The following is a 25,711-nucleotide window of genomic DNA, read 5'->3' on the forward strand; positions in this document are numbered from 1 at the left end:
TGGCGGTGATTGAACCCGCCGCCATGCAGCACGGCCAGTTTCTCGACGATGCGCAGGCCCGGGGTGGTCTTGCGGGTGCAGGTAATGCGCCCTTGGTCCCGGCGGTCTGCGCCACCAGCCCGGCGGTCAGGGTCGCCACGGTCAGACGACCGGCAAAGTTCAGCGCCACGCGTTCGCCGGACAGGATCGAGGCCGCGCTGCCGGCGATCTCCATGAGGGTCTGGCCCTTGGTGCAACGGTCCCCGTCCGCCACAAGCGGCGTGATCTTCAACGTCGGGTCCACCAGCCGGAACGCCAGGGCCGCAACCTGCATGCCCGACACAACCGCATCCTCGCGCGCGTTCAGCCGTGCGGCATAGGTCACGTCCGCCGGGATCACGGTGCGGGTAGTGATGTCGCCGCAGGTGCCCAGATCCTCGGTCAGGGCGGCGCGGACCATCGGTTCGAGGATCAGGTCGGGGACAGTGGCATGATGCATTTTGCGGTTTCCTTGAAGATTTTCGACCGCAGCGCCACGGCCTCGTCCAATGTCAGATCAGACCGCCGCCCCGGCCCTTCGGCCGTAACCGGACAATCCGACCGATAGTGCGCGCCGCGGCTTTCGGTGCGCATCAGCGCTGCTGCCGCGATCAGCGTGGCGGTTGCTGTCATGTTTCGGAACAGGTGCGACTGGCCGTGCAGCGACTCCAACACGGCGATCCGGCCCAAGGCGCGGCGCAGCCCGTCCGCGTCGCGCACCACCCCCACGCCATCAGTCATGACCTGGCGCAGTTCGGCTACGGCTTGGGGTCGGGTTCGGTGCCGCCGGACGGCAGGCCCAGCCGCACCTCGGGCGCGTCGGCCACCGTCAGGGTGCCCGCAATGTCACGGGCGCAGGCGCGGGCAAAGACCAGCGCCTCGAGCAGACCGTTCGAGGCCAGCCGGTTCGCCCCGTGCAACCCGGTCGAGGCCGCCTCGCCACAGGCCCAGAGCCCGGTCAGAGAACTGCGGCCGTTCAGGTCGGTGGCCACACCGCCCATGGTAATGCGCCGCCGCCGCCACCGGAATCGGTTGGGTTACGGGGTCGACACCGTTGCGCAGGCAGGCCTCGGTCACCGCCGGAAACTGACTGCGGATCGCCGCGCCAATCGCCGCGCGCGCCAGCGCGGGCCGGTTGCCGGCCTTGGTTTCCAGATAGACGGCGCGCGCCACGACATCACGTGGGGCCAGCTCGGCATCGGGGTGGACGCCTTGCATGAACCGTTCGCCGTGACGGTTGATCAGCACGGCGCCCTCGCCACGCAAAGCCTCGGTGGCCAGAGGCATCGGGTCTTCGCCCACGTCAATCGCGGTGGGGTGAAACTGAATGAACTCGGCATCGGCGATCCGGGCCCCGGCCCGTGCGGCCATGCCGATCCCCTGCCCGCGGATGCGCGCCGGGTTTGTGGTGCGAGCATAGAGCCCCGCCGACCCGCCCGTGGCCAGTACATGCCGCTCCGCGCAGCAGCACCGGTTCGGCCCCCGGCGTATCGGTCGGCGCCAGATATACGCCCGAGACCTTGGCCCCGTCGCTTTCCAGCCCCACGGCCAGCGCCCCTTCGATCACCTGGACCGAAGAGCGACGCCGCAGCTCGGCAATCAGGGCGCGCATGATCTCGGCACCGGCCTGGTCGCCTTTGACACGCACCACGCGGGCCACCGAATGCGCAGCCTCCTGCGATTGGATGAACCCGCCATCGGCGTCCCGGTCGAACCCGGTGCCCAGATCGGAAAGGTCCAGAATGTGATCCCGCGCCGCGCGGGTGACGAACTCGGCCACCTCCTGCAGGACCGATCCTGCGCCGGCGCGCATCGTGTCGCGGGCATGGGCTTCGGGGCTGTCGGACGGGTCCATCGCCGCCGCCACCCCGCCCTGCGCCCAGGCCGAACTGGCACCCGAGCCCAGCGGCTCGGGCGAGATCATCACCACCGGGTGCGGAGCAAGCTTGAGCGCTGTATAGACCGCGGCCAGCCCGCCGCCGATGATGACCACCCGAGGGGTCGAGACCGTCTGCATCGCCCCGATCAAATTCCCAGTTTGCGCGACAGGTCGATCATCCGCTGAACCGAAAGGCGCGCTTTTTCCGCCACGTCGGGGTCAACCTCGACCTGGCCGGTCATGGTGTCCAGCGCATACAGAACCTTTTCCAGCGTGATCTTCTTCATGTAGGGGCACATGTTGCAGGGCCCGACGAAATCGACCTGCGGCAGCGCGTCGGCGATGTTCGACGCCATCGAACACTCGGTGATCAGCATCGCCTTTTCGGGCTGTTCGTCGGTGACATATTTGATGATGCCGCTGGTAGACCCCGAGAAGTCGGCCTCGGCCACCACGTCGGGCGGGCATTCAGGATGCGCGATCAGGCGGGTGCCCGGGTTCCATTCGCGGAACTCACGCAGGTCCTGCGCCGTGTATTGTTCGTGCACGATGCACGAGCCTTCCCACCAGACCACGTTCTTCTGAGGCACGTCGCGGGCCACATTCTGCGCCAGGTACTGGTCGGGGGTCATGATGACCGTGTCGCTGTCCATCGCCGCGACAATCTGCGCCGCGTTGGACGAGGTGCAGCAGATGTCGGATGCCGCCTTCACCTCGGCCGTGGTGTTCACATAGGACACGACCGGCGCGCCGGGATAGCGGCGGCGCATCTCGGTGATGCCTTCGGCGGTGATCGACTCGGCCAGCGAACAGCCGGCCTCCATGTCGGGCATCAGAACCGTTTTTTCGGGGCTGAGGATCTTCGAGGTCTCGGCCATGAAATGCACACCGCATTGCACGATCACGTCGGCCTCGACCTCGGTCGCCTTGATGGCCAGCTGCAGGCTGTCGCCGACGAAGTCCGAAATGCCGTGATAGATCTCGGGCGTCATGTAGTTGTGGCCCAGGATCACCGCGTTGCGTTCGGCTTTCAGATCGTTGATCGCCTTGACATAGGGCGCGTAGATCGCCCAATCCGCTGGCGTGACGACTCGCGACATGCGGGCGTAGATGTCGCTCATGCTGACGGCCAGCTCGGGCGACGGGGTCAGATCGAATTTCTCGGCAAGATGCGCGCGCTGCGCGGGGAGGTCAAACACTGGACTGGTTTTCCGCCTGTTGAATAGGTGGCCTCGTTCTTATGGGGTTTCCAAACCGTTTTCCACAGTCGAACCGCGAAAAAACGCCCCGAAATTCAACGGGACGTTGGGCCACGTGACCAAATATCGCGGACAGGCCGGAGTCACCCGGCGTCAGGCACCTCAACCGCGCACCAGACGCAGTCATGATCCGAGAGCGGCTTGGCGTCGGCGGTCAGCGACGACAGCAGACCCCGGTCGCGGCAGATCAGCACCTTGCCGGCGAACCAGTCCAGCTTCATCACCCGGTCCGGGTGCGGCGTGATCAGGCTGGGCCGGGTAGTGTGGCCTTCGGTCGTGAACTCCCAGGAAAATCCGCGCTGCTCGGCCAGAGCAAACAGGGTTTCCCGGCGCCAGTCGAAATCCGGTGGCAGGTGGTTGCCGGTATTCAGATCGCCACCGATCAGCACCGGCATCCCGGGCGCAAACTCATCGAGCGCATCCAGCAGAAGCTGAAACTGCGTATGGCGATGCGCCGCCGCAGCATTGCTTTCCAGATGGGTGGAAACCACGCATACAGGCCCGTTCTCGGTCGCGACTTCTGCTGCAATCGCCATTCGGCCACCCAGCCGCGGTTGTTGCGGATCCGACGCCCCGGACTCGGCCGCAAACCAGTGGCCATGGTCGTCAAGACGGATCATGGCCACGCGTTTGAACGGAACCGAGGACAGAATCGCGTTCCCATGCCACCCGAGGGTGTTGAAATCATCCTTGCAAAAGCGCGCTCGGTCGGGCCGCCCAGATCCAGTTCGTGGAACTCGACCCCAAAGGCGTAGGCCATACCCAGCTTGTCGGCCATTTCTGCCGACGTGTGACGTTGACCGGTACGGGACATACCGTGGTCCACCTCGGACAGCAGAACGATGTCCGGGGTCACAGCCGCCAGGTGGGCTGCGCTTTCTTCGGGGAACAGGCAACGTTCCACATTCCAAGCCGCAGCCGAGAAACGTGCACCCAGAACGTCCCGGGTTGCGTTTCCGCCCAGTTGCACCACGTTCATCGCCGGTGTCTGCGCCATCAGGGCGCGGTGCGCCTCGGCCGTTCGCGGCGCTGCCAATATGCGGTCTCGGACATCATCCGAGACCGGCGGCAAAGACGACACGATGTTCGTGATCACAGGGCTTTTCCGGTTTCCGGGTGGAACAGGCTGATCGCGTCGGGCTTGAGTGAGATCCGCGTTTCTCCGGGCGCGGCTTCGACATCCTTGCCCACGTGGATCGTGAACTCCTGATCTGCCAGACGCCCGTGCAACAGGCGGTGCGCGCCAAGCTCTTCGATGATGTCGACGTGAAAGGCGATCGAGCCCTCCGCCCCGATCAGTACATCTTCGGGTCGCACACCTACAGTCACCGCGCCAGACCCTTCGGCCGTGGCAAGCACCGTGTCGCCGTTGATCATCACGCGGCCGCCCTCCAGACGTGCGCCGATCAGGTTCATCGGCGGAGCGCCCATGAAGCTGGCCACGAAGGTCGAGGCTGGACGGTGATAGATCTCGGCCGGGGTGCCGATCTGTTCGATCCGGCCCGCGTTCATCACGATGATGCGGTCGGCCATGGTCATCGCCTCGACCTGGTCATGGGTGACGTAGATCGAGGTCACCCCCAGACGCCGCTGCAGCGCCTTGATCTCGATCCGCATCTGGTTGCGCAGCTTGGCATCGAGGTTCGACAGCGGTTCGTCGAACAGGAAGAGCGCCGGATCACGCACGATGGCCCGTCCCATGGCAACCCGCTGGCGTTGACCGCCCGACAGTTGCGAGGGCTTGCGATCCAGAAACTCGTTCAGGTTCAGCATCGAAGCGGCTTCGGCCACCTTGCGGTCGATTTCGTCCTTGGGCGTCTTTCGATTTTTCAGACCATAGGCGATGTTCTTGCGCACGGTCATGTGCGGGTACAGCGCATAGTTCTGGAACACCATGGCGATGTCGCGATCGGCCGGGTCAACGTCATTCATGACGCGGCCATTGATCGTCAGTTCGCCTTCGGTGATTTCTTCCAGGCCGGCCACCATGCGCAGCAGAGTGGACTTGCCGCAGCCCGACGGGCCGACAAGAACCACGAATTCGCCATCACCGATGTCGAAACTGGACGGGTCAGCGCCTCGGCGCCGTTGGGATAGATTTTTCGGATGTTCTTCAGGGATACCTGAGCCATTGATTCTGCCTTACTTGTCGGATTCCGTCAGGCCCTTGACGAACCAGCTTTGGAAAAAGATGACGACCATGACCGGGGGGATGATGGCGATTATCGCCAGCAGGTTGGCCCGGCCGTATTCGGGAATGCGGTTGCCCTCCAGCACCTGCGTGATCTGCTTGATCCCGCGCACCAGGGTGAACATGTCCTCTTCGGTGGTGATCATCGTGGGCCACAAATACTGGTTCCACCCGAACACGAACATGATGATGAACATCGCCGCAATCATCGTACGCGACAGCGGCACCAGGATGTCGATGAAGAATTTCACCGGGCCGGCGCCGTCGATCCGCGCGGCCTCGACCAACTCTTCTGGAACCGAGCGGAAGAACTGCCTGAAGAAGAACGTGGCGGTGGCCGAGGCGATCAGCGGGATGATGAGGCCCTGATAGGTGTTCAGCATCCCCAGTTTCTGCACCACTTCGTACGAGGGCAGAATGCGCACCTCGAGCGGCAGCAACAACGTGGTGAAGATCACCCAGAAAGCCAGCGTGGCGAAGCGCAGCCGGAAATAGACGATCGCATAGGCCGCCATCATGCCGATGATGATCTTGCCGAGGGCAAAACCGATGCCCAGGATGAACGAGTTTTGAGCATGTTCATGCCCGTGTTCTGGCCGGAAAAGCCCGAGGCCTCGAACATTGCTTTCTGGAAGTTGGGGCCAAGTTCGTCCCCGATCGTCAGGCTGGGTCCGGTCTTGATCACCTCGACATCCGGAACGGTCGTCATCTGGAAGATCATCAGCAGCGGCAGCATCATGAACAACGATCCGACGATCAGAATCGTGTGATCCAGGATCGTGGACAGTCGGATGCCGCGCTTTCGCGTTTGGGTGGATGAAGTGGCGGACGCCATCGCAGGGGTATGTGCTTCGGTCATTGTCTGCCCTCCTTAGGTGTAGTGGATGCGGCGCTCGACCAGCCGGAACTGGAACACCGTCAGGGCCAGAACCAGCACCATCAGAACAACCGACTGCGCCGAGCTGCCACCCAGGTCGTTGCCGCGGAAGCCGTCCACATAGACCTTGTAGACCAACGTCATCGGGTTGTTGCCCGGCTCACCCTTCACCATCGTGTCGATCACACCGAAAGTATCAAACAGTGCGTAGGTGATATTGATGATCAGCAGGAAAAACCCGGTCGGCGCCAGCAGGGGGAAAGTCACGTCCCAGAACCGGCCCGTAGACGAGCGGTTGTCGATCAAAGCCGCCTCGCGCACCGATCGCGGGATCGATTGCAGGCCAGACAGAAAGAAGATGAAATTCACCGGAACCTGTTTCCAGACCGAAACGATAACCATCGCCGTGGCGGTGTCATTGAAATTCACGCCCAGTTTGAAATCCCACCCGATCGAGCGCGCCAGTTCGGTCAATGGCCCCCAGCTCTGGTTGAACAGGATCAGGCCGATGAAACCCGCCACCGGCGGCGCCACGGCGTAAACCCACATCAGCAGCGTGCGATAGGTCTTGGCGCCGCGCAGCACATTGTCGGCCTTCACGGCCAGCAACAACGCGATCGACAGCGAAAAGAACGTGACCAAAACGGTGAAGATCACCGTGAACCAGGCAATGCTGAGATACTCGGAATTCCCGGCAAGGTCGCTGTAGTTGTCCAGCCCGACGAAGGTCGACCCAAACCCGAACGGATCCTGAAGGAAGAAAGAAGACTGCACCGCGTGAGCGGCAGGCCAGTAGAAAAAGACCGCGATGATCAACAGCTGCGGCAACAGCAGAAGAACCGGCAGCCAGCGAGTGGAAAAACCAGCGCGTTTCATGAAAACTCCGAAAAAGGGAGGACGGTCGCACTTCTGCGACCGCCCGTTTCTTGGCGAGTGGGATCAGCTCTGGGTTTTGCGAAACGCTCGAGCAGACCGTTGGCTTCGTCCTCGATTGCCTTGAAGGCGTCCTCGACCGAGGTTTCACCCGTCAGGATCCGGCCATATTCGCGGTTCATCACGTCGCGGATCTGGACGTAGAAGCCCATGCGATAGCCCTTGGTGTTTTCACCAGCAGGCAGCGACAGCTGCTTGATGCCGACTTCGGCGGCCGGAGCACGGTCATAGTGACCATCGCCCTTCGCCATTTCATAGGCGGCGGTGGTGATAGGAACATAGCCGGTCTCGCGGTGCCACATGTACTGGGTTTCGGGCTTGGTCAGGAACTCGAAGAATGCCGCGGTGGCCTTGTTTTCCTCGTCGCTCTTGCCGGCCATCGCGAACAGGGCCGCGCCACCGATGAAGGTCTGCTTGGGTTCTTTGGTCACAGCTTCCCAATAGGGCAGGAAGGTGGCCGAAAACTCGAACGGCAGGTCCTTCTTGGACAGGCCGCCGAACGAACCGGACGAGCCCAGCCAGATGGCAACCTTGCCTTCTTCGAACGGGGTCTGGTTGTCGCTCCAGCCGGTGCCATACCATTCGAAGAACCCGTTGTCCTTCCAGTCTTTGACGGCGCTGAAGTGTGCCTTGATCGCGTCGTTGTTGACAAGAATCTTGGTGCCGTCAGCGCCTTCATAGCCGTTGTCGTTGGTGGCAAACGGCAGGTCGTGGCGCGAATGGAAGTTCTCGGTGAAGATCCAGGGCAGATGCGACTGCGACAGGCCGATATAACCGGCCTCTTTCAGCGCCGGCGCCGTCACGGTCTGGAACTCTTCCCAGGTTTTCGGCGGCGTCACACCCGCTTTTTCCAGCGCATCAACGTTGTAATACATGATGGGCGAGGACGAGTTGAACGGCATACCGATCATCTTGCCGTCGCTGTCGGCATAGAAGTAGCGAACGCCCGAGATATAATCCTCGATGTCGAACGCAACGCCGTTCTGTTCCAGCAGGTCCTGAACCGGAACGGTCGCGCCCTTGGCGCCAATCACAGTCGCGGCGCCGGCGTCGAATACCTGCAGGACGTTGGGCTGTTCACCCGCACGGAATGCGGCGATGCCGGCGGTCAGGGTCTCTTCATATGTGCCCTTGAAAACCGGCGTGATCTTGTAGTCGTCCTGGGACGCGTTGAAATCCTCGGCAATCTGGTTGACGGTGTCACCCAGGGCTCCTCCCATGGCGTGCCACCACGTAATCTCGACTTCGGCCGAGACCGTATTCGCCATCATCGCGAACGCGGCAGCAGCAGCACCTGTTTTGACGTTTATCATGTAGTTCCTCCGATTCATGTTGCGCCCCTACGGGCGGGCCAAAGCCCTGGAAACTATGGGGTATTTTCCCCGATGACATATTTCACATCCAGAAAAAGGCTGACACCTTTCGCAAAATGTGCACACGTGTTCACTAGCTTCCAACCGTGACAGTTTGATGAAAGATTCGATTCATTGCAAGAATGTTGAAACCCTCTGAACAGGCGAAACGCAAACCGCATGTGTAGCGAGAGAAACAAGGACGCAAAACGCCCCCGGCGCGCAACGGCCCAGACCGTTGCGGACCTTGCGGGCGTCTCGCGTTCAGCTGTTTCGCGCGCTTTCACGCCCGGTGCCTATGTCGATTCCGAGAAACGTAGACGGATCCTCAAGATCGCAGCCGATACCGGGTATCAGCCGAATGCCCTGGCCGCTGGCCTCAAGGCCGGGCAATCAAATTTGGTCGCCGTCTTCGTCGGCAACATGCGCAGCCCCTACGACTCGGCCTTTGTAGGTGAACTGGCCCAGGCCCTGAGCGGGTTGAAGAAATGGCCCATTCTGATCGATCGAACCGGCGCCAACACGGATCAGGCGCTGCGAGAGCTGCTGCGCTATCCGTTGGACGCATTGATTCTGCGCGGCGGCAGCATGTCCGAAGAGATCGTGGACAGATGTGCGCGGTTCGGCATCCCGATGATCTCGTCAGGCCGTCCCGTTCAAGGGCCCCGTGTCGACAATGTCTGCTGCCGCAATACCGATGGTATGACCATGATCACCGACTTGCTGATCAGCCGGGGGCGGCGCCGGTTCGGGTTTCTCAGCGGACCCGAGGAGTTCTATTCGTCTTCACGGCGACGCGCCGGGGTCCTCCAGGCGCTGGATCGGGCGGGGCTTGACCTCGTGGCCGAACACCCGACTGATTACTCGGTCGACAGCGGATACGGCGCCGCGCGCAGTCTGTTGTCCCGCGCCTCTCTGGATGCGCTTGTCTGCGCCAATGACGCCACGGCGATTGGGGCGCTATCGGCTGCGCGCGATCTGTCTCTGAACGTACCCGGCGATTTGGCGATTGTTGGTTTCGACGACATCGCCATGGCGAAATGGCCGACATTCCGCCTGACGACAGTCCGGAACCCCATCGACGCCGCCGTTGACGCGATCATCGCGTTGCTGGAGCGTAGGCTCGTCGATCCCGGACGTCCCGAAGAGAGTATCTTTTTGGACCCCAGCGTCATCGAACGCGAGACGCATTGAACAGCCGCGTCGATCGAGAAGCCTAGGCAGGGCCACCGGCGAACTGCTTGAGCTCAACCCCGCTCTTCTGCAGGGCATGGCGGACACCGGCCGCAATCGACACCGCCGTGGGCGTGTCTCCATGCAGGCAGATCGTGTCGATGCGGGTCGGGATATGCTTGCCGCTTTCGGTGATGATCGCCCCGGCCTTGACCATCTCGACCATGCGCGCGGCGGCACGGTCGGGGTCGTGGATCACCGCGCCGGGCAGGCTGCGGTCGACCAGAGTGGCGTCATCGTTGTAGGCGCGATCGGCAAAGATCTCGCAGGCCACCGGACAGCCCAGGTCTCGCGCGGCGCGCTGCTGGGCGGTTCCGGCCAGAACCATGATGATCAGATCCGGAGCCACCGACAGCGCCGCCTCGTAGCAGGCACGTGCCATCGCCTGATCCTCGGACGCCATGTTAGCCAGCGCACCGTGCAGTTTCAGATGACGCACCTGCCCGCCGGTTGCCCGTGCCATCGCCTGCGCCGCGCCGACCTGATAGCGGATCAGGTTCTGCAGCGACGGCAGGGGATAGTGCATCCGCTGACGCCCAAAGCCGTGCAGATCGGCAAAGCCGGGATGCGCGCCGATGCCCACGCCGTTTTCGACCGCCTGCGCCATCGTCGTGGCCATCACATCCCAGTCGCCCGCATGAAACCCGCAGGCCACGTTGGCCGACGTCACGATCTTCAGCAGCGCCGCGTCATCGCCCATTTTCCAGGGACCAAAGCTTTCGCCCATATCGGCGTTCAGATCGACTTGATGTGCCATGGCACAGGCTCCTTTTCTACAAAACGTCCTCTTCGCGGGCGATGGCGCCGCTGATCAGTTGATAGGATAGCAGGTCGAACATGCTGCGCGGATCGCGGATCAGCGGGCGCAGCGCCCGGGGCAGCGCGGCGCGAGCCTGGGCGGCGGCGCGCTTGGCGGCCACCGCCTCGTCCAGCGGCACGAAGCGGAACCGCAGGTCGGCCCCGGCCGGGGCCTGCGCCACCTTGGGCAGGTCGCAGGGCAGAACGGTGCCGATGCGGGGATAACCGCCGGTGGTCTGGCACTCGGCCAACAGCACGAAGGGCGTGCCGTCGCCGGTGACCTGGATGTCACCCGGCACGATGGTTTCCGACAGCACGCTGCGCCCGCCCGAGACATGAAAGCCTGGTCCGTCGCTTTCCAGCCGCACGCCCATGCGGTTGGCGCGCGCGTCCCGGCGAAAGGCGGTGGTTTGCAGCCGCTCCAGAACGTCGGCGGCGAACAGGTCGGTCTGGAAACTGGCCACGATTCGGATCTCCCCGCCCAAGAACCGGTCCTCGGGGTCAAAGGTCATGCCGGTTGCACCGCCCGCGTCCTGGCCGATCGCCAGGCGGTCGCCCGCCTTCAGCACGGCTCCGATCCCCGCCGTCAGATGCGCCGAACAGGCGCCAAGAACCGGATCGCCCTGCACCCCGCCGCCGATGCTGAGATACCCATAGCTGCCGGCCACGGCCGGACCGATGCTGAGCCGGGCGCCCGCAGGCAGCAGGTGCGAGGCATTCCAGACCGCCGTCGCGCCGTCGATCTGCGCCCGCATCCGCGCGCCCGTCAGGGCAATGCGCAGATCCTGATCGGCCTGGAATTCGCCGCCCATGCCAGCCATTTCCACGGCGGCTAGGTCGTCCGGCTGTCCCAGCAACGCCGCGCCTTCGGCCAATGCAAGCCGGTCCACCGCACCACCGCGCGACAGGCCCATGTCCAGATATCCGGGCCGCCCCATGTCCTGCAACGTCAGGCCGGGCCCGGCGCGCAATATGGTCAGATGCGCGCTCATGCCAGCGCCTCGCAACTGGCGCCGCCGCGCGGATCGCTGCGCATCCGCGCCAGCGATTCCGGGTCGGTGGGGCTGAACTGCACCTCGTCCCCGGGGCGCAGCAGGAAAGGTTCTTGCATATCGGGCTGGAACAGACGGATGGCGGTCTGGCCCACATGCTGCCATCCGGTCGGCGTGGTGACCGAGAACAGCACAAGCTGCCGCAGCGCCACCACCAGCGCGCCTTCGGGTACGCGCGGGGTCAACTCCTTTTGCCGGGGGATGTCCCAGGCGGGCGGCAATTCACCCAGATAAGGCTGACCGGGGGCAAAGCCGATGGTCTGCACACGCACCCGCGCTTGGGACAGCGACCGGATCGCCTCGGCCTCGGACAGGCCCGCCGCCTGCGCCGCCTGCGCCAGCTGCGGCGCCAGATCCGTGCCAAAGACGGTGGGCACCCGCCAGAACCTGCGCCCGCCGGGCAGGTCGGCCGCGTACCAGTCGCGCTGGTCCAGCAGCGCCTGCACCTGATGGTGCAACGCGGCATGCGTCAGATGCAGCGGATCGAACCGGGCGAAGGCCGAGACCAGCGAGGACGAGGTTTCCTCAACCCCTGCCCAGCCCTCCGCCTCGAGCGCGGCGCGAAAGGCGAGCGCAGCCCGGTTGGCCGGTTCGCTGAGTGCGGCGGCAAAGCTGATCAACAGCCCGTCCACCCCGGCGGTTCGTATGATCGGAAAATCCTGCATCGCTCCCGTCACATCTGGTTCGGCAGATAGGTCACGATGCCAGGGAAAACCACGATGATCACCAGCGCCACGATCATCAGGAAGAAGAACGGAAGCGCCGCATGGGCCACCCGCAGGATGTCGCGCCCGGTCAGCGATTGCAGCACGAACAGGTTGAAGCCAACGGGCGGGGTGATCTGCGACATCTCGACCACGATCACCAGGAAGATGCCGAACCACAGCGGGTCGATACCCGCCTGCATCACCATCGGCATGATGACCGAAGCCGTCAGCACCACAACCGAGATCCCGTCCAGAAAACACCCCATGATCACGAAGAACACCGTCAGCGCCGCCAGCAGAGTGAAAGTGGACAGGCCCAGCGACCCGATCCATTCCGCCAGCACGCGAGGAATGCCGGTGAAGCCCATCGCCACGGTCAGGAACGAGGCCCCCGCCAAAATGAAGGCGATCATGCAAGAGGTCACCGTGGCCCCCATCAGCCCGTCGACGAAACTGGCCCGGGTCAACGTGCCCTCGCGCCAGGACAGCAGCAGCGCCAGCACCACGCCCACGGCGGCCGCATCGGTGGGCGAGGCGATCCCGGCATAGATCGAGCCGATCACACCGACGATCAGCAGGATCACCGGCACCAGTCGGCGCGAGCGACGCAGTTTTTCCGCGAAACTCGCGCGGATGTCCTCGGTGGGCAGGATCGCGCGGTTGATCAGCGCCCAGATTGCGACATAGCCCACGAACAGCCCCACCAACAGCAGGCCCGGCAGAACTCCGGCCACGAACAGACGGGCGATGGATTGCTCGGTCGCCACGCCATAGACGATCAGGATGATCGACGGCGGGATCAGCAGGCCCAGCGTGGCCGAGCCGGCCAGCGTGCCGATGATCATCTTCTCGGGATAGCCGCGGCGCGAGAGTTCCGGGATCGACAGCTTGCCGATCGTGGCCGCGGTGGCCGCCGACGACCCGGACACAGCCGCAAAGATCCCGCAGGCAAAGACGTTCACATGCAGCAACTGCCCCGGCAGCCGGTTCATCCAAGGCGACAAGCCGGTGAACATGTCCTCGGACAGGCGCGAGCGGAACAGAATCTCGCCCATCCAGATGAACAGCGGAAGCGCTGCCAGCGCCCAAGAATTGCTGTGCCCCCACAAGGTGGTCGCCATGACCAGCCCCAGCGGCGCATCGGAGAACAGCGCCATCGCCGCGATCCCGACCCCCAGCAGCGAAAACGCCACCCACAGGCCCGACCCCAGAAAGGCGAACAACAGAACAAGAAGAATGATGGAAAGCGTGGCAATCGACATCTGCTGGCCCTATTCGCTCAGAAGGTTTTCGCCCTTGCCGTCCCAGCTGGGCGCGTGGCCCGCCAGCAGACCGACAAGTTCGTCGACAAGGGCAAGAGTCAGGATGGCCAGTCCCAGCAGGACCGGCATCTGCACGATCCACAACGGCACCGAGACCATGCCCGGGCTGCGGTCGCCATATTCCAGCGACTCCAGAACTAGCAGGCCCAGATACCAAGTGGCATAGGCGCTCATGGCAAGGGCAACCGTCACCACGCAGATCTCGGTCAGGCGGCGCGGTCCCTTGGGCATTCGCCCGATCAGCAGCGTCACCCGGATATGCCCGCCGGCGCGCAGCGTATAGGCCAGCGCCAGAAAGCTGGATGCGGCCAGAAAGAATCCGGTGAAATCGGCATAGGACGGGATGGTCAGACCCACGCCCCGCCCGGTCAGCGCGGCCCAGATCTTGTCGGCCAGGTTCAGCCCGACCTGCGCAAAGACCAGCACGACGATGGCCAGAATGAACAGCGCCGCCAATCCGCCGGCCGCACGATAGATGAAATCAAGACTGCGCCGCAGCATCGCCATCCCCTCCCCTTGTTGTCGAACCCGGCCGGGCGTTTGGCGCCCGGCCGGTTCGGGTCGTTTACTGCTGATAGGCCTGCAGCAACGCGGCACCGTCCTCGCCGGCGTTGGCCTTCCAGTTTTCGAGCATCTGCGCGCCGATTTCACGCAGGCCAGCCATCAACTCTTCGGATGGCTGCACCACGGTGATGCCGTTTTCCTGCAGAACTGCGGTCTGCTTGGCGGTCTCGGCCTGGCTCATTTCCCAGCCGCGGGCTTCGGCGGCGGCGGCAGCCTCGAGAACGGCGGCCTGGGTCGCGTCATCCAGACGGCGGAAGGCGCGCTTGTTCACCACGACCACGTTCTTGGGAATCCAGGCCTGGATGTCGGTGTAGTGGGTCAGAAAGTCCCACGCCTTGGAGTTCACCCCGGTCGAGGGCGAGGTGATCATCGCCTCGACCCGGCCGGTGCTGAAGGCCTGCGGAATATCCGGAACCTCGACCTGCGTGGGCGCGGCGCCCGCCAGGTTGGCGAATTCTTCCAGCGTGGCGTTGTAGGTGCGGAACTTCAGGCCCGCCAGGTCATCCACGCTGTTGATTTCCTTGGTGGTGTACAGGCCCTGCGGCGGCCACGGCACCGCGTACAGCACCATCATGCCTTGCTCGTCCAGCAGACCGTTGATCACGTCTTTCTGTGCCGCCCACAGCTTTTGGGCGTCGTCATAGTTGGTGGCCAGGAACGGCAGCGAGTCTGCGCCGAAGGCCGGGTTGTCATTGGCCAGCAACGACAGAAAAAACTCTCCGACGGGCACCTGGCCGCTGCGGACTGCCTTGCTGATCTCGGGGTGCTTGAACAGCGAACCTGCGGAATGGACCTTGATTTCAAGGGCGCCGTCTGTGGCCGCGGTCACGTCCTTGGCGAAGTCGTGGATGTTCACGGTATGGAAGGTGGCGTCCGGATAGGGCGTCGGCATGTCCCAGGTCTCGGCCTGCACTTGCATGGCCAACCCGGCCAGCGCGGCAACCGCGCCACCGGCAATCTTCATCAGTTTCATTTTGGCTCTCCCTGCTTGAGTACTGGCGCAGAAGCTGACTCAACGTTTGCGATTTGTCAACGTTTTGTTATCGTTTTGACCAAAACACTGCAGAGTCCAAAGGTCAGCACGTTGAAAACACACGCCCTTCATGCCAAAACACTGATAATTTCTCAGCGTTTTGCAGATCAAAAGGCCGCAATATGACCGATTCTTCCCCCGACACACGCCGCATCGTTTCCTCTCGCCACTTGGCCGAGGGCGAAGGCTGGGAACTTTCCGAACTCGAATTCGGCCTGATCATTGTCTATAATGCGTTCTCACGCTGGATGACCCGTTGCATGGCCGCAGCCGGGCAGGCCGATCTGGGACCGCTCGACATCCTGATCCTGCACAACGTCAACCACCGCGGACGCGACAAGCGCCTGACCGACATCTGCTTTCTTCTGAACATCGAGGACAGCCACACCGTGAACTACGCCCTGCGGAAACTGCTGAAGGCTGGGCTTCTGACGTCGGAAAAGCGTGGGAAAGAGGTGTTCTACCGCACCTCGCCCGAGGGAGTGGAGCTATGCGACGCCTACCGGAAAGTTCGCCAGCAATGCCTGCTGGAAGGGCTGTCAGCCACCGACCTGTCGGGCCCGGATCTGAGGGACCTGGCCCGCGATCTGCGGGCCCTGTCCGGCCACTATGACCAGGCCAGCCGCGCGGCGGCGTCTTTGTAGCGCCTTAGCATCCGCCCACGCAGCATGATCGGTAAGAAATAAAATGGTGCGGGTGGAGGGACTTGAACCCCCACGCCTTGCGGCGCCAGAACCTAAATCTGGTGCGTCTACCAATTTCGCCACACCCGCAACACGGCGCCGACGCGCCGAATGGAAGGGCTGATAACAAACCTTTTGGACAAGCGCGAGAGGAAATCTTGCCGTCTGCGGCGGAATATTGACCCCCGTTCGGAAACAATGGAAATGACCTAGGCGAGGGGAAGATCGACCCGCGCAACGGCGCCAGAATGTTTGGCATCCGGCTTCCCGGTTTATTTTTATCGCCAAATGGATTTCTTGACGCGGAAACCCGTCGTTTTCGGAGCGAAACAAAGCGCCATAATTGTTCTGTTTTTGGACACATTCCCAAATTTTCAAAAATTGCTAAATTCTCGCTGACGTTGTGGATCTCATTGGGACGTCTCTACCACCCTTATCAACCCCGCACTGAACCAATAGCAATGCGGTCCCTCCGCCTTCTGCCGTGGCGTGAACTCATCCTCTGATCTGGTTTTCCATTTTTCATATATTGTACAAAACACTAACCATCAGTCGAATTCATCACGACAAACCAAATCGCACGCCGAAACACACCCCGGTTTCAAACCCGGCGGTCCTGTCTATTTTAATTATTACACCCTGAAGTTGCGGCATTGTCATGCAACGGCCACCATAATTGCGCCACATTTCAAACGCCAAAATATCTCAATCACGTCAAAATAACACCGTGATGAAGGTAATTCTGTCTACCAAGGAGTTAATGAGTCTTTTTCGCCTTTACGGCACCGTACGAGTTTTTTGCTCAACTCCAGTACAAGGGTCTCAGTCGTGACCGAACAGATCAACTCCGCTGCCACCGAGCAAGACGTCGTCTTTCTTGCAAGAGAAAGCTTTGTCGGCGAGCTCAAAACCTCAACCAGCAATTCCCGAACACAGGTTTCGGCATTGCCCTGAAGACGCATGAGGGCAACGAATACCTGTTGGCAAATGCGCGAATGCCCCTTCCATCGGCCAAATCAAATGGGTTTCCGACCGGACGTCGGGTCGCGCGCCTGGACAATGGAACCCGGTTCAGCTCGATCGAAGTGCTGGCCGATTCGCGCCTTCGATACCATCTCGCCCGGAACCGAGGCCGAGATGCTGGGCAACGCTCTCGAACTGATCGCCCGGATCGACAGCTTTTCAGGCATGGCGCCTGCCAGTTTGACGGAATCCGGGCATACCCAAATCGCTGCAACCGGAACCGGAGGCTGAACATGGCCCGCAACGACCACCTTTTGTCTGTAGGAAACGAGGCATTGGCGCCGATGTCGGAAGCCATGTCCGCACTGACGACACAGATCGACCAACTGACAGAGGTGGCGGATGCGCGCTCGACTGCGCGGCTGGCCACGCTCAAGACCCGTATGGAAAACTTCACCGCCAGCGTCACTTTCGTCGGCCAGGTGAAGGCGGGCAAATCTTCGATCGTCAACATTCTGGCCGGTCGGCCCGGTCTGCTGCCGTCGGATGTGAACCCGTGGACCTCGGTCGTGACCACGCTGAACATCAACACCCGCATGCCCGGTGAATACAGATCCAAGTTCACCTTCTTCGAGCAGGAAGAATGGGACAATCTTATGGTCGGCGGTGGCCGTTTGGGCGAACTGGCCAATCGCGCAGGCGCCGACGACGAGATAGAGGACATCCGCCGTCAGATCGCGCAGATGAAGGCCAAGTCCGAGGAACGCCTTGGCAAGCATTTTGACCTGATCCTAGGCCAAAGCCACCAATACGATTACTTCGACGAAGAGCTGATCCAGCGCTATGTCTGCCTGGGTGACGAAGACGATCCGGACATCAACCCGAAAACGGGCCGGTTCGCCGACGTGACCAAAGCCGCGGAATTGTACATGGACATTCCGCAGTACCCGATCGCGCTGAAATTGTGCGACACGCCGGGCGTCAACGACACGTTCATGGTGCGCGAACAGATCACTCTGCGCAGCCTGCGCGGATCGGAGGTCTGCGTCGTGGTTCTGGCGGCAAGCCAGGCGCTGACCACTATGGACATGGCGCTGATGCGGATCATCGCGCAGTTCGAGAACCGGCAGATCGTCCTGTTCGTCAACCGGATCGACGAGCTGACCGACCCGGTCAAGCAAGTCCCCGAAATTCGCGACCGAATTCAGGATACACTCAAGCAAAACGGAATCGACACAAGCACCAGCGTTGTTTTCGGCAGTGCGTTGTGGGCCGAGGCCGCGCTGACCGGCAACCCGGACATTCTCACCGACGATTCCCGCCAGGCCCTCAACACGTTCTATCTGGCCGCCGGCTTTGGAGATCAGGCCGCATCGCTGGACAAGATCTGGGCCCTTTCTGGTCTGCCTGACCTGCTGTTGGCCATGAACGAACGTATCGCCCAAGGCGCAGGAACGCGTCTTTTGGACCGTGTCCGTCACCGCGCCCGCAACATCGCAAGTCAGATTCGCGCCACCTCGGTCGCAAAGAGCCTGTCGGGCGGAGACGGCGTTGTTCGCGATCTTGACGGCGTGTCACCCGAAGATGCGATCGCCACCGTCGCGGCCGAATATGACAAGAAAGCTGCTGTACTGACGACGTCCCTGCGCGACAAGGTGTTGGAACGTCTGGCTTCGGCCGAGGCAAACTTCGTCAAACGTGCAACGGACTCGTTGATAGCGCATCTCGAGCAGAACGGCGAACAGGGCACCTGGCAATACGACCCGGCCGGGCTTCGTACCCTTCAGAAGGCCGCCTATTTCAGCTTTGCCCGCGCAATGCGCAAGGACGCCAGCGCGCTGTATTCCGCAGCCGCAGCGGATGTCGAGGCCCTGTATCAGAAGCTTCTGGGTAACCACTTGGGCGAATTCAGCATCGAGGCGCCCATTGTGCCGCGCGTACCGCCGCCATTGGGCATTGGCAGAACGATCGCGCTGGACCTTCAAAGCACATGGTGGCGTCGCTGGTGGCAACGCCGGAAAGGGTTTGAAGCCTATGCGGCGGACTACACCCGCCTGATCGCATCAGAAGCCAATTCGATCACCAAGGATCTCGAAGAAACCCAGATCGCAGCCGTTCTGGAAAATGTTCGGGCCGTCCTGTCGGATTTCATGCGCGAGCAGCAGGAAACCCTTCTGAGCATCTCGCAATCCGCCGAAAAGGCACCGGGGACCGCCCCGGACCTGATGGCCGGGCTCGAGCCGAAGAAGTCACGTGACGAAATCCTCGGCGACATCCTCAAAGACCTCAGCAACGAAGCAGCGTAAGAAAGCCATGGCAAAAGATTCACAAATCCGCTTCGTCTCTCCTCGGGCATGGGAACGCATCGAGCAGTGGTCCCGCCGCAAACCGGTTTTTGCGCTGATGGGAGAGTTCAGCGCCGGAAAGTCCACGCTCATGAACTTTCTTCTGCGCAAGCAGGCCCTACCGACGCAGGTTACGGCCACCCAGCTGCCGCCGGTCTGGTTCAGTTGGGGCAACAAACCGGCTTACGTCCAGCGCCATGACGGGACCACTTCTCCGATTGGTTTGGACGAATTGGACAAGGTGGGCGTCAACGACGCGCAGTTCATCCGCATCTATCTTGAAGCGGACATTCTCGAGGCCGTCGACCTGATCGACACGCCCGGCATTTCGGACCCCAAAATTCAGGCCGATGTCTGGCGCCGTGCGGTAGGTCAAGCCAACGGGGTGCTATGGTGTACGCACTCGACGCAGGCCTGGCGCGAGACCGAACGCGCCACGTGGGTTTCGTTGCCGGAACGGCTTCAGCACAACTCGCTTCTGTTGGTCACGCGCGCGGACGCACTGGATCTGAAAGACCGCCAGAAAGTGCTCCGCCGCATCAACCGCGAAGCGGGGCACCTGTTCAATCGGACAATCCTGTTTTCCGCCCGTGACGCGATCATCGCGCGTGACAAAACGGGCGACGCCGAGCTGTGGTCGCGCAGCGGCGGCGGCAAGATGATCGACAGCTTTCTTGAGATCACCGAGCAGATCATGGACAGCCGTGCGGAAAAACTTGCCCGCTACCAGATCGACAAGAGCCTCGCCGGCACGCCCCGGTTCAACCGGTGCGTCCCGAACGATCCGATCGCCAGACCGCAGCCGAAGAGCCCGCGCCTTTCAAGTTGACCAACCCGTTGGATCAGGATGATGGATTCGAAGCGGTCCGGAACTCGGACGATGTGATCGCAACCTTCCCGGTTCGACCGGCCCGGGTGGAGCGCCGCGGCGAGTCGACCGAACGCGAGCGGATCAACCCCGATGACGCCGACCGCTTGCGCGCCGAAATGACGCCAGTGCCCGATGACGATTTGCGAGCGCTGTTCCGGGACGAGGATGAGGATCGGCTCAGCGTCGCCGCAACTTCGACTGCGGTGACTCAGCTGGACGACGAAGACTTTGACGAGGTCGATGACGATACGCTCGATTTCGAGGACGACGAAATGCTGGTCGCAGACGCCGATGACCAGACCAACGATCAGGGTGCCCAGGACGAAGACCTGCTGGCCACGCTGTCAGAACGTTTGGTTGGCGAGTCCCCCGCGCCGGCAGCAGACGAACAGGACGAGACCCCGGCACCCAGTGTCGAAGACTCGGTCTCGTCCATTGCTTCGCTGTTGTCCCAGCAACAGGGTGACGATGCCACGACCTATGAACCTGAGCCGGAATCGAACGGCTTGATTTCGGCCCAGACCCCTGAAGACCAGGAACCCGAAGTGCCTTGTGAGCAGGTCGGCGAAGGCGAAACCTCGCTGGAACACCTTTTGAGCGTGCCGGCAGGAGCTCCGCTTAGCGCGGCGGCGATGTGGCGGGAAATCGCGGCCAGCGAAGATATTCCCCAAGACGTGGACGGGCTGCACGCCGTGTTCCAAGCCTTTCTTGAGGAGTTCGACAAGATCGCTCACGAGCACACCGGGCGCGACGAACAGGACAGGATTCAACCGGTGCCAAATCCGAAAGACAGGGCGGAGTGGCATGTGTTGTAACCGGGCCTCAAGGGACACGCGGGAAACGATAAACCGTTTCCCGTCCCGAACGGCAATGCTACTCAGCGGCGCGACGGTTTCGAACCGCTCCGCCTTTGGGCTTAATAAGGGATAACAGAGCTTTAGATGACGATTGACGCCGCATTGACCACCGCCATGGAGACCATTCCCGACTGCATCGCAGCGGGATATGTCGACATGGAAACGGGCATGCTTCTGGGCATGTCGGCAACCGGCACCGAGGATGGCGCAGCCTTGGAAACCCTCGCCGTTGCGGTGGCAAATCTGTTTCAGGGTCGGGGCGTTCAAGCATTCGAAGCGCTGTTGGCCTCGGCCGGACTACAGGATCCGGAGAACCCGGGATTTGGGGAAATCTCGGTGTTTTCGAACGACCGGCTGCACATCTTCATGCGGACCCGGGCCTATCCGGAACACGTGGTCTGCTACATCTGCCGCGACAGCGCGAATATCGGGCTGACGCTTACAAAATCACATCTCAGCCTGGGGCCGGTAGCGGCCGCAGTTTAGACGGGACCAGAGGGGGTCACGGCATGATGGCGACAGACATAATCGACATGCTCGAAAACATCGGGCGGTCTGCGACGCCCCGTTTGTCGCCGGCCGTTCGGTTGACCGGGGACACGGCCGAGGCCCGGCGGGCCAGCATACTGAACCTGATCCGGGGAACGGTTCTTCCAAGACGCCTGGAGTTCAACGCCCAGAACGGAACGATCCTGGCGATCGAGGTGAACAGCTCACGGATCACGGATGTTTATTCGGCAAGCACCGGCGCCCTTCCGGATTTCGAAACCGAACCGCGCGAAGCGCTGATCAAAAAGCTGGCGCGGCTCGTGTCCGACCTAGCCGCGACTGCCCCACCGATCGAAGTTGTGTCTTTGAAACCGGACGGTCCGCTGGAGGCGGATGACGTCGGCATCACGTTCAGCGAAATGCAGAAAGCCTGTGCCGAGATCGTTCTACCGTCAGAGCCGCGGGTTTCGGTTGTCCCGGATCCCGTCGAGGACACGAAAGAGCAGGACAGCGCTGAAGGGCAAGAACCCAGCGTAGCCGCGGCTTTCTTCGACGGCGCCGAGCGGTTCGCCATGGGACGCCTGCTGACAAGTGCGGAGGGGCGACCCACCAGTTCGATGGCGTGTGCGCCGATGGACAGCCTCTTCATCCTTCGGATGATCTGTTGACCCGGTTCGCACAGGATCTGGCGGGATGGGATGCCGACAATGCCGGGCTGCTCGAGCAGCCGCAACTGATCGTCATGCGGCCGTCAGGCGGCAAGGGCGCGGGTGTCGCTCTGGTTCGGGATGGTCGCAATACAGCCGCCGCCGTACATGACGCGCGCAAGCTGGGTGCCGTCGTCAACCTGTGGAAATCTCTGCGGGAGTCGGTCTGATGGCACCGCTTTCGCGACAGTTGAAGTTAAGTTTGAAGCAAACCTTGGGTACCAGTTTTTAGGGTAGTGTTATGAGTGAAACCAACCGCCGGGAATTGATCCGGATCGCCAGCGAAATGAAAGAGGTGAGCAATGACGAGACCTGTCAGTTCATCTCTCGCATCGTTGACGATCTCAGCGGCCTGAAACCGTCGATTGCATTCGTCGGGCAGATCAAGGCCGGAAAGTCCCGCCTGATCAACGGCTTTACGGGACAGGCAGAATTTCTGCCGTCGGACGTGAACCCGTGGACGACCGTGATCACCGACATGCATTTCGGACATCCCTCCGGGCGCACATCGGGGGCCGAATTCCATTTCTTCGACAACCGCCAATGGCAGGCGCTGATCGCCGAAGGCGAAGAACTGCGCAACATGTTCCCCGACGATGAGGACAGCTATAAGCGCGAGATGATCGAGGAGCAGGTCGAGGCGATGAAAAACCGCGCTCGTCTGCGCCTGGGTGACAGTTTCGAACAGCTGATGGGCCAGCATCACGACCTCGAAGAACTGACGTCTGATGACCTTGCCCGCTATGTCTGTGCCGGGGATGATCCGACCGACGAAGCCGAACATGATCCGGGATCGGACCGGGGTTTGTACAGCGACATCACCCGCAAGGCCGAGGTGTATTTTGATCTTGGACACTTCCCGTTCCCGCTGACCGTGACCGACACGCCCGGCGTCAATGATCCGCTGTTGATCCGCGAAGAGATCTCGCGCCAGTACCTCAAGGAATCCGACTTTTTCGTCGTGGTTCTGTCCGCGCACCAGGCCCTGTCGCGCGCCGATTTGAAACTGTTCCGGCTGATGCAGGCGCTTGAGCTGGGTCAGATCGTGGTTTTCATCAACCGGGTCGACGAATTGGGCGGCGGTGCGGAAGACGCGGCGAAAGTACGCGCCGACGTTTTGGACGGGTTGGAAAAGGCGCTGGGGAAGTCCAGCATCGACGTTCTGATGGGCAGCGCTCAGTGGGCGCATTACGCACTGACCGGGGACGAAACCGGCGTCAACCACGATCACATCCTCGCCTGGCTGCGGGCGCATCCCGAACAGATGAAGCAGTACCTTGCCGGCGTCGAAGAGATCAAACGCGGCCCCGGCCCCATCAGCCGCGAGGCGGTTCTGCGGTATGCCGCGATGATCGCCTCGGGCTTGCCCGATCTGCGCCGGCATGTCACCACCGCGCTGACTGACGGCCCGCGCAACGAACAACTGCGTATGGCGTGGCAACATCTGAACGGCTTTGCCCAGGGCGAGCTGGAACGCAGCAAGGCCCGCCTCCGCGCGCTGGAAGAAGATGGCCAACCTTCGGACGATGCGGCTGACGAGAATGACAAGACCCTCGCCGAGTTGCGCAAGCTTGTATCGGACAAAACCGCAGAAATCACCCGCGACATGGATGATGTTCTGGCAAACTTGCGTGGTGTGATGGATGACACCGTGGCCGAAGCCGTCGTATCGGTTGTGCGCGGACCCGACGGGCAATCCCCGTTGCTTGCCAAAGGTGGCGCAACCGAACTGAACTTTACACCGTTGCGCGAACGCATGCGCGAACTGGTGCAGGGTGCGACTCAGGTCATTCGCCAGCGGATGCTCAGCGAACTCTATGCCATCGACATGCAGGCCAACGCGTCTCTGCGGTCCCTGCCGGGCTGGCAGGAGCCGACCGACAGCCGTATGAACACCAGTGCCGTGCGCTGGTTCCGTCCGGATACCACCGCATTGACCCGAGGGATTACGGTCGAGTTGCGGGTGAACTGGTTGTCGCGTCTGATTTCGCGGAAATCCGTCGTCTCTCGCGCCGAGCGCATGATCGTGCAGGAATTCGAGATGATCGGAGACGATCTGATCGATACCGCGCGTGAGAACCTGCTGGAGCGCCTGAATACCGCTCTGGACCATTTCCTGGCCCTGCTCGCCGGGCATCTTGAAAACCGCACCGCGACGGGCGAGACATGTGAGCGCACCCAGGCGCAGGTCGATTTCGACCGCGCACGCCGGATCGCGGACGAATTGCAATCGACCTTTGGCGCTGAACACAGCGACGAACGACAAGCGGAGGCCGCCGAGTGATTGAATTTCCCGGAACCGAGACGGAAGTGCGTCAGCTTGACCGTTTTCTGACCGCAACCGAACGCCTTCCGTCCACGCCCGAGTTGGACGACATGCGCGCGCGGGCACAATCCCACGCCGAGCGGTTGTCAAACGCGGTCTCAATCGGTTTTGCAGGGGAATTCGGCGCCGGGAAGTCCAGTCTTGCCAACATGCTCGCCGGAGCTGACATCCTGCCCACGGGTCCGCAACATCTGAAATTGCCTCTGGTGATTGTCACCTATGCGGACACACCTGAAACGACCGTTGGGTGGTGGGACCGCGAGCCAAAGGTTTATTCCGGCATCGCCCTGGAAAAGGCCGCGGCCGACAATCCTGATTTTATCTCGGTGGGGCTGAACACCCCTGCCCTGCGCGAAATCTCGTTGTTCGACCTGCCCGGCTCCGGTGCGCTGGACGACACTTACAAACAAACGCTTGATTTGTTGAAATTCGTCGATTGCGCCATCTGGTGCACGAACGGAACCAACGCTTGGCGCGAGACCGAGCGCCATTTGTGGGCACAAGTCCCGCAAAACCTGCGCGACAACAGCTTGCTAGCCGTCACTCACACGGACCTGCCCCTGTCCGCGACGCCCTCGATCGCGTTCTGTCGCGGTTGGAGAAGGAGAAGTCGGGCATGTTCCGCGCGATCGTACCGATCGGGACACCAGTTGCCGTTCGCGCCATGGCGCAAGAGCCGGAACCGGACTTCGCCTTGTGGGAAACCTGCGGCGGCCAGAACCTTGCGGAGAAGGTGCTTGAAATTGCATCGCATCGCCGCCGAACGGATCTGGAGGCCGCGCGGCAGGACCTTGCCGCTGACTTCCTGCCGTTCTTGGAGACATTGACCGGCGCGGGCGAAGCCGCAGCCTCGGACACCAGAACGGTACAGCCCAGTCTGGAATCTGCGCTGCCGCCGCTGGACAACCCGATCCTCGAAGACTGGCTGGCGGCGATCGCCAGCATTTACGAAGACCTGCGCGACAGTTCGGACATCGAACCGGCCGCCTTCCTGCAAAGCTGTCAGGAAATTGTCGAGGATTTTGCTGAACGGCTGGAAAACGGGTCCGAGATCGATCCCGAAGCCGACTGGATTCCGGGCGAGTTCGAAAAGGCCACCGACCTGCTTCTGCTGCTTCAATTCGAGAGCGGCGAAGGGCCACTCAAGGATGCGATCAGCATACTGGCGCAGCTCAGCGACAACCTGGCGTGGGCCGGCAGCACGGTCGCTTCGGCCCCTCCGAAGACCGGAACCTGAGTCATTCCCGCAAAG

At 62.0% G+C, this 25,711-nt stretch carries 24 protein-coding genes, 1 tRNA gene and 4 pseudogenes; 13 read left to right on the plus strand and 16 right to left on the minus strand.

Annotated elements, in window-relative coordinates; translation table 11 throughout:
- The 9 genes and pseudogenes from ACR3EK_RS17275 to ACR3EK_RS17315 all read right to left on the minus strand — a co-directional run.
- A pseudogene (locus tag ACR3EK_RS17275) lies at nt 1–478 on the minus strand (nicotinate-nucleotide diphosphorylase); the annotation flags it as partial.
- Nucleotides 451–2,035, minus strand: a pseudogene (locus ACR3EK_RS17280) (L-aspartate oxidase). The pseudogenes ACR3EK_RS17280 and ACR3EK_RS17275, both read right to left, overlap by 28 nt.
- A gap of 8 nt (nt 2,036–2,043) precedes the next feature.
- Nucleotides 2,044–3,096, minus strand: a complete 1,053-nt coding sequence (gene nadA / locus ACR3EK_RS17285) for a quinolinate synthase NadA (RefSeq protein WP_480634049.1) — start codon at nt 3,094–3,096, stop codon at nt 2,044–2,046.
- 143 nt (nt 3,097–3,239) lie between these two features.
- Entirely contained in the window at nt 3,240–3,776 is a 537-nt protein-coding gene (locus ACR3EK_RS17290) for a hypothetical protein (protein WP_480634050.1), read from the minus strand.
- Nucleotides 3,773–4,252 carry a hypothetical protein gene (locus tag ACR3EK_RS17295; RefSeq protein ID WP_480634051.1) on the minus strand — a complete coding sequence of 160 codons (480 nt, stop codon included), beginning with the start codon at nt 4,250–4,252 and terminating at the stop codon, nt 3,773–3,775. Before ACR3EK_RS17295 ends, ACR3EK_RS17290 begins: the two co-directional genes overlap by 4 nt.
- Nucleotides 4,249–5,288 (minus strand): annotated as a pseudogene (locus tag ACR3EK_RS17300) (ABC transporter ATP-binding protein). The gene ACR3EK_RS17295 and the pseudogene ACR3EK_RS17300 overlap by 4 nt, the downstream one beginning before the upstream one ends.
- A gap of 10 nt (nt 5,289–5,298) precedes the next feature.
- A pseudogene (locus ACR3EK_RS17305) lies at nt 5,299–6,182 on the minus strand (ABC transporter permease subunit).
- A 36-nt stretch (nt 6,183–6,218) separates the two neighbouring features.
- The gene (locus ACR3EK_RS17310) at nt 6,219–7,100 is read right to left on the minus strand and encodes an ABC transporter permease subunit (protein WP_093963282.1); all 882 of its coding nucleotides are present in this window, start codon (nt 7,098–7,100) and stop codon (nt 6,219–6,221) included.
- Complete coding sequence (locus tag ACR3EK_RS17315; RefSeq protein ID WP_480634052.1) at nt 7,097–8,470, minus strand: extracellular solute-binding protein; 1,374 nt, start codon at nt 8,468–8,470, stop codon at nt 7,097–7,099. Before ACR3EK_RS17315 ends, ACR3EK_RS17310 begins: the two co-directional genes overlap by 4 nt.
- 219 nt (nt 8,471–8,689) lie before the next feature.
- Here ACR3EK_RS17315 and ACR3EK_RS17320 point away from each other — a divergent pair, with 219 nt between their 5' ends.
- Nucleotides 8,690–9,703: a LacI family DNA-binding transcriptional regulator gene (locus tag ACR3EK_RS17320; protein ID WP_170391545.1), complete on the plus strand. Its 1,014-nt coding sequence runs from the start codon at nt 8,690–8,692 to the stop codon at nt 9,701–9,703.
- A 22-nt stretch (nt 9,704–9,725) separates the two neighbouring features.
- Here ACR3EK_RS17320 and ACR3EK_RS17325 read toward each other — a convergent pair whose 3' ends face one another.
- The 6 genes from ACR3EK_RS17325 to ACR3EK_RS17350 all read right to left on the minus strand — a co-directional run bounded on the left by ACR3EK_RS17325 (nt 9,726) and on the right by ACR3EK_RS17350 (nt 15,158).
- Nucleotides 9,726–10,499: a LamB/YcsF family protein gene (locus tag ACR3EK_RS17325; protein WP_480634053.1), complete on the minus strand. Its 774-nt coding sequence runs from the start codon at nt 10,497–10,499 to the stop codon at nt 9,726–9,728.
- Nucleotides 10,500–10,515: 16 nt separating this feature from the next.
- Nucleotides 10,516–11,532, minus strand: coding sequence for a 5-oxoprolinase subunit C family protein (locus tag ACR3EK_RS17330; protein WP_480634054.1), 1,017 nt, complete (start codon nt 11,530–11,532; stop codon nt 10,516–10,518).
- Nucleotides 11,529–12,257 carry a 5-oxoprolinase subunit B family protein gene (locus tag ACR3EK_RS17335; RefSeq protein ID WP_480634055.1) on the minus strand — a complete coding sequence of 243 codons (729 nt, stop codon included), beginning with the start codon at nt 12,255–12,257 and terminating at the stop codon, nt 11,529–11,531. Before ACR3EK_RS17335 ends, ACR3EK_RS17330 begins: the two co-directional genes overlap by 4 nt.
- Before the next feature lie 8 nt (nt 12,258–12,265).
- Nucleotides 12,266–13,561 (minus strand): TRAP transporter large permease, encoded by a 1,296-nt coding sequence (locus ACR3EK_RS17340; protein WP_480634056.1) that lies wholly within the window; start codon nt 13,559–13,561, stop codon nt 12,266–12,268.
- A gap of 9 nt (nt 13,562–13,570) precedes the next feature.
- On the minus strand, nt 13,571–14,122 hold the full coding sequence (locus ACR3EK_RS17345; protein ID WP_311201687.1) for a TRAP transporter small permease: 552 nt from the start codon (nt 14,120–14,122) through the stop codon (nt 13,571–13,573).
- A gap of 64 nt (nt 14,123–14,186) precedes the next feature.
- Nucleotides 14,187–15,158: a TRAP transporter substrate-binding protein gene (locus tag ACR3EK_RS17350; RefSeq protein WP_170359565.1), complete on the minus strand. Its 972-nt coding sequence runs from the start codon at nt 15,156–15,158 to the stop codon at nt 14,187–14,189.
- 182 nt (nt 15,159–15,340) lie between these two features.
- On the opposite strand from ACR3EK_RS17350, the gene ACR3EK_RS17355 reads away from it, so the two are divergent.
- Nucleotides 15,341–15,862, plus strand: coding sequence for a winged helix DNA-binding protein (locus ACR3EK_RS17355; protein ID WP_093963275.1), 522 nt, complete (start codon nt 15,341–15,343; stop codon nt 15,860–15,862).
- Nucleotides 15,863–15,906: 44 nt separating this feature from the next.
- On the opposite strand, the gene ACR3EK_RS17360 is transcribed toward ACR3EK_RS17355, so the two are convergent.
- A tRNA-Leu gene (locus tag ACR3EK_RS17360) sits at nt 15,907–15,991 on the minus strand.
- A gap of 738 nt (nt 15,992–16,729) precedes the next feature.
- Here ACR3EK_RS17360 and ACR3EK_RS17365 point away from each other — a divergent pair.
- The 11 genes from ACR3EK_RS17365 (at nt 16,730) to ACR3EK_RS17415 (ending at nt 25,696) form a co-directional block, all read left to right on the plus strand.
- Complete coding sequence (locus tag ACR3EK_RS17365; protein ID WP_480634057.1) at nt 16,730–16,855, plus strand: hypothetical protein; 126 nt, start codon at nt 16,730–16,732, stop codon at nt 16,853–16,855.
- A 66-nt stretch (nt 16,856–16,921) separates the two neighbouring features.
- Entirely contained in the window at nt 16,922–17,155 is a 234-nt protein-coding gene (locus tag ACR3EK_RS17370; protein WP_480634058.1) for a hypothetical protein, read from the plus strand.
- 2 nt (nt 17,156–17,157) lie between these two features.
- Complete coding sequence (locus ACR3EK_RS17375) at nt 17,158–19,170, plus strand: dynamin family protein (RefSeq protein WP_480634059.1); 2,013 nt, start codon at nt 17,158–17,160, stop codon at nt 19,168–19,170.
- A 7-nt stretch (nt 19,171–19,177) separates the two neighbouring features.
- The gene (locus ACR3EK_RS17380; RefSeq protein WP_480634060.1) at nt 19,178–20,038 is read left to right on the plus strand and encodes a dynamin family protein; all 861 of its coding nucleotides are present in this window, start codon (nt 19,178–19,180) and stop codon (nt 20,036–20,038) included.
- The gene (locus ACR3EK_RS17385) at nt 19,978–20,895 is read left to right on the plus strand and encodes a hypothetical protein (RefSeq protein ID WP_480634061.1); all 918 of its coding nucleotides are present in this window, start codon (nt 19,978–19,980) and stop codon (nt 20,893–20,895) included. Before ACR3EK_RS17380 ends, ACR3EK_RS17385 begins: the two co-directional genes overlap by 61 nt.
- Before the next feature lie 126 nt (nt 20,896–21,021).
- Entirely contained in the window at nt 21,022–21,423 is a 402-nt protein-coding gene (locus tag ACR3EK_RS17390; RefSeq protein ID WP_170365737.1) for a hypothetical protein, read from the plus strand.
- A gap of 26 nt (nt 21,424–21,449) precedes the next feature.
- Nucleotides 21,450–22,094, plus strand: a complete 645-nt coding sequence (locus ACR3EK_RS17395) for a hypothetical protein (protein WP_480634062.1) — start codon at nt 21,450–21,452, stop codon at nt 22,092–22,094.
- Nucleotides 22,091–22,303: a hypothetical protein gene (locus ACR3EK_RS17400; protein WP_480634063.1), complete on the plus strand. Its 213-nt coding sequence runs from the start codon at nt 22,091–22,093 to the stop codon at nt 22,301–22,303. Before ACR3EK_RS17395 ends, ACR3EK_RS17400 begins: the two co-directional genes overlap by 4 nt.
- A gap of 71 nt (nt 22,304–22,374) precedes the next feature.
- Entirely contained in the window at nt 22,375–24,417 is a 2,043-nt protein-coding gene (locus ACR3EK_RS17405; protein ID WP_480634064.1) for a dynamin family protein, read from the plus strand.
- Nucleotides 24,414–25,286: a dynamin family protein gene (locus ACR3EK_RS17410; protein ID WP_480634065.1), complete on the plus strand. Its 873-nt coding sequence runs from the start codon at nt 24,414–24,416 to the stop codon at nt 25,284–25,286. The genes ACR3EK_RS17405 and ACR3EK_RS17410 overlap by 4 nt, the downstream gene beginning before the upstream one ends.
- Nucleotides 25,274–25,696, plus strand: coding sequence for a hypothetical protein (locus ACR3EK_RS17415; protein WP_480634066.1), 423 nt, complete (start codon nt 25,274–25,276; stop codon nt 25,694–25,696). Before ACR3EK_RS17410 ends, ACR3EK_RS17415 begins: the two co-directional genes overlap by 13 nt.
- Nucleotides 25,697–25,711 lie beyond the last annotated feature (15 nt).

The organism is Ruegeria sp. BC8 (genome assembly GCF_056535705.1).

Excerpts from the sequence above, each read along its gene's own strand:
- ACR3EK_RS17290 (WP_480634050.1), bottom strand. The coding sequence starts at position 3,776 with ATGATCCGTCTTGACGACCATGGCCACTGGTTTGCGGCCGAGTCCGGG.
- ACR3EK_RS17310 (WP_093963282.1), bottom strand. The coding sequence starts at position 7,100 with ATGAAACGCGCTGGTTTTTCCACTCGCTGGCTGCCGGTTCTTCTGCTG.
- ACR3EK_RS17315 (WP_480634052.1), bottom strand. The coding sequence starts at position 8,470 with ATGATAAACGTCAAAACAGGTGCTGCTGCTGCCGCGTTCGCGATGATG.
- ACR3EK_RS17320 (WP_170391545.1), top strand. The coding sequence starts at position 8,690 with ATGTGTAGCGAGAGAAACAAGGACGCAAAACGCCCCCGGCGCGCAACG.
- ACR3EK_RS17325 (WP_480634053.1), bottom strand. The coding sequence starts at position 10,499 with ATGGCACATCAAGTCGATCTGAACGCCGATATGGGCGAAAGCTTTGGT.
- ACR3EK_RS17330 (WP_480634054.1), bottom strand. The coding sequence starts at position 11,532 with ATGAGCGCGCATCTGACCATATTGCGCGCCGGGCCCGGCCTGACGTTG.
- ACR3EK_RS17335 (WP_480634055.1), bottom strand. The coding sequence starts at position 12,257 with ATGCAGGATTTTCCGATCATACGAACCGCCGGGGTGGACGGGCTGTTG.
- ACR3EK_RS17340 (WP_480634056.1), bottom strand. The coding sequence starts at position 13,561 with ATGTCGATTGCCACGCTTTCCATCATTCTTCTTGTTCTGTTGTTCGCC.
- ACR3EK_RS17345 (WP_311201687.1), bottom strand. The coding sequence starts at position 14,122 with ATGCTGCGGCGCAGTCTTGATTTCATCTATCGTGCGGCCGGCGGATTG.
- ACR3EK_RS17350 (WP_170359565.1), bottom strand. The coding sequence starts at position 15,158 with ATGAAACTGATGAAGATTGCCGGTGGCGCGGTTGCCGCGCTGGCCGGG.
- ACR3EK_RS17355 (WP_093963275.1), top strand. The coding sequence starts at position 15,341 with ATGACCGATTCTTCCCCCGACACACGCCGCATCGTTTCCTCTCGCCAC.
- ACR3EK_RS17370 (WP_480634058.1), top strand. The coding sequence starts at position 16,922 with ATGGGTTTCCGACCGGACGTCGGGTCGCGCGCCTGGACAATGGAACCC.
- ACR3EK_RS17375 (WP_480634059.1), top strand. The coding sequence starts at position 17,158 with ATGGCCCGCAACGACCACCTTTTGTCTGTAGGAAACGAGGCATTGGCG.
- ACR3EK_RS17380 (WP_480634060.1), top strand. The coding sequence starts at position 19,178 with ATGGCAAAAGATTCACAAATCCGCTTCGTCTCTCCTCGGGCATGGGAA.
- ACR3EK_RS17390 (WP_170365737.1), top strand. The coding sequence starts at position 21,022 with ATGACGATTGACGCCGCATTGACCACCGCCATGGAGACCATTCCCGAC.
- ACR3EK_RS17395 (WP_480634062.1), top strand. The coding sequence starts at position 21,450 with ATGGCGACAGACATAATCGACATGCTCGAAAACATCGGGCGGTCTGCG.
- ACR3EK_RS17405 (WP_480634064.1), top strand. The coding sequence starts at position 22,375 with ATGAGTGAAACCAACCGCCGGGAATTGATCCGGATCGCCAGCGAAATG.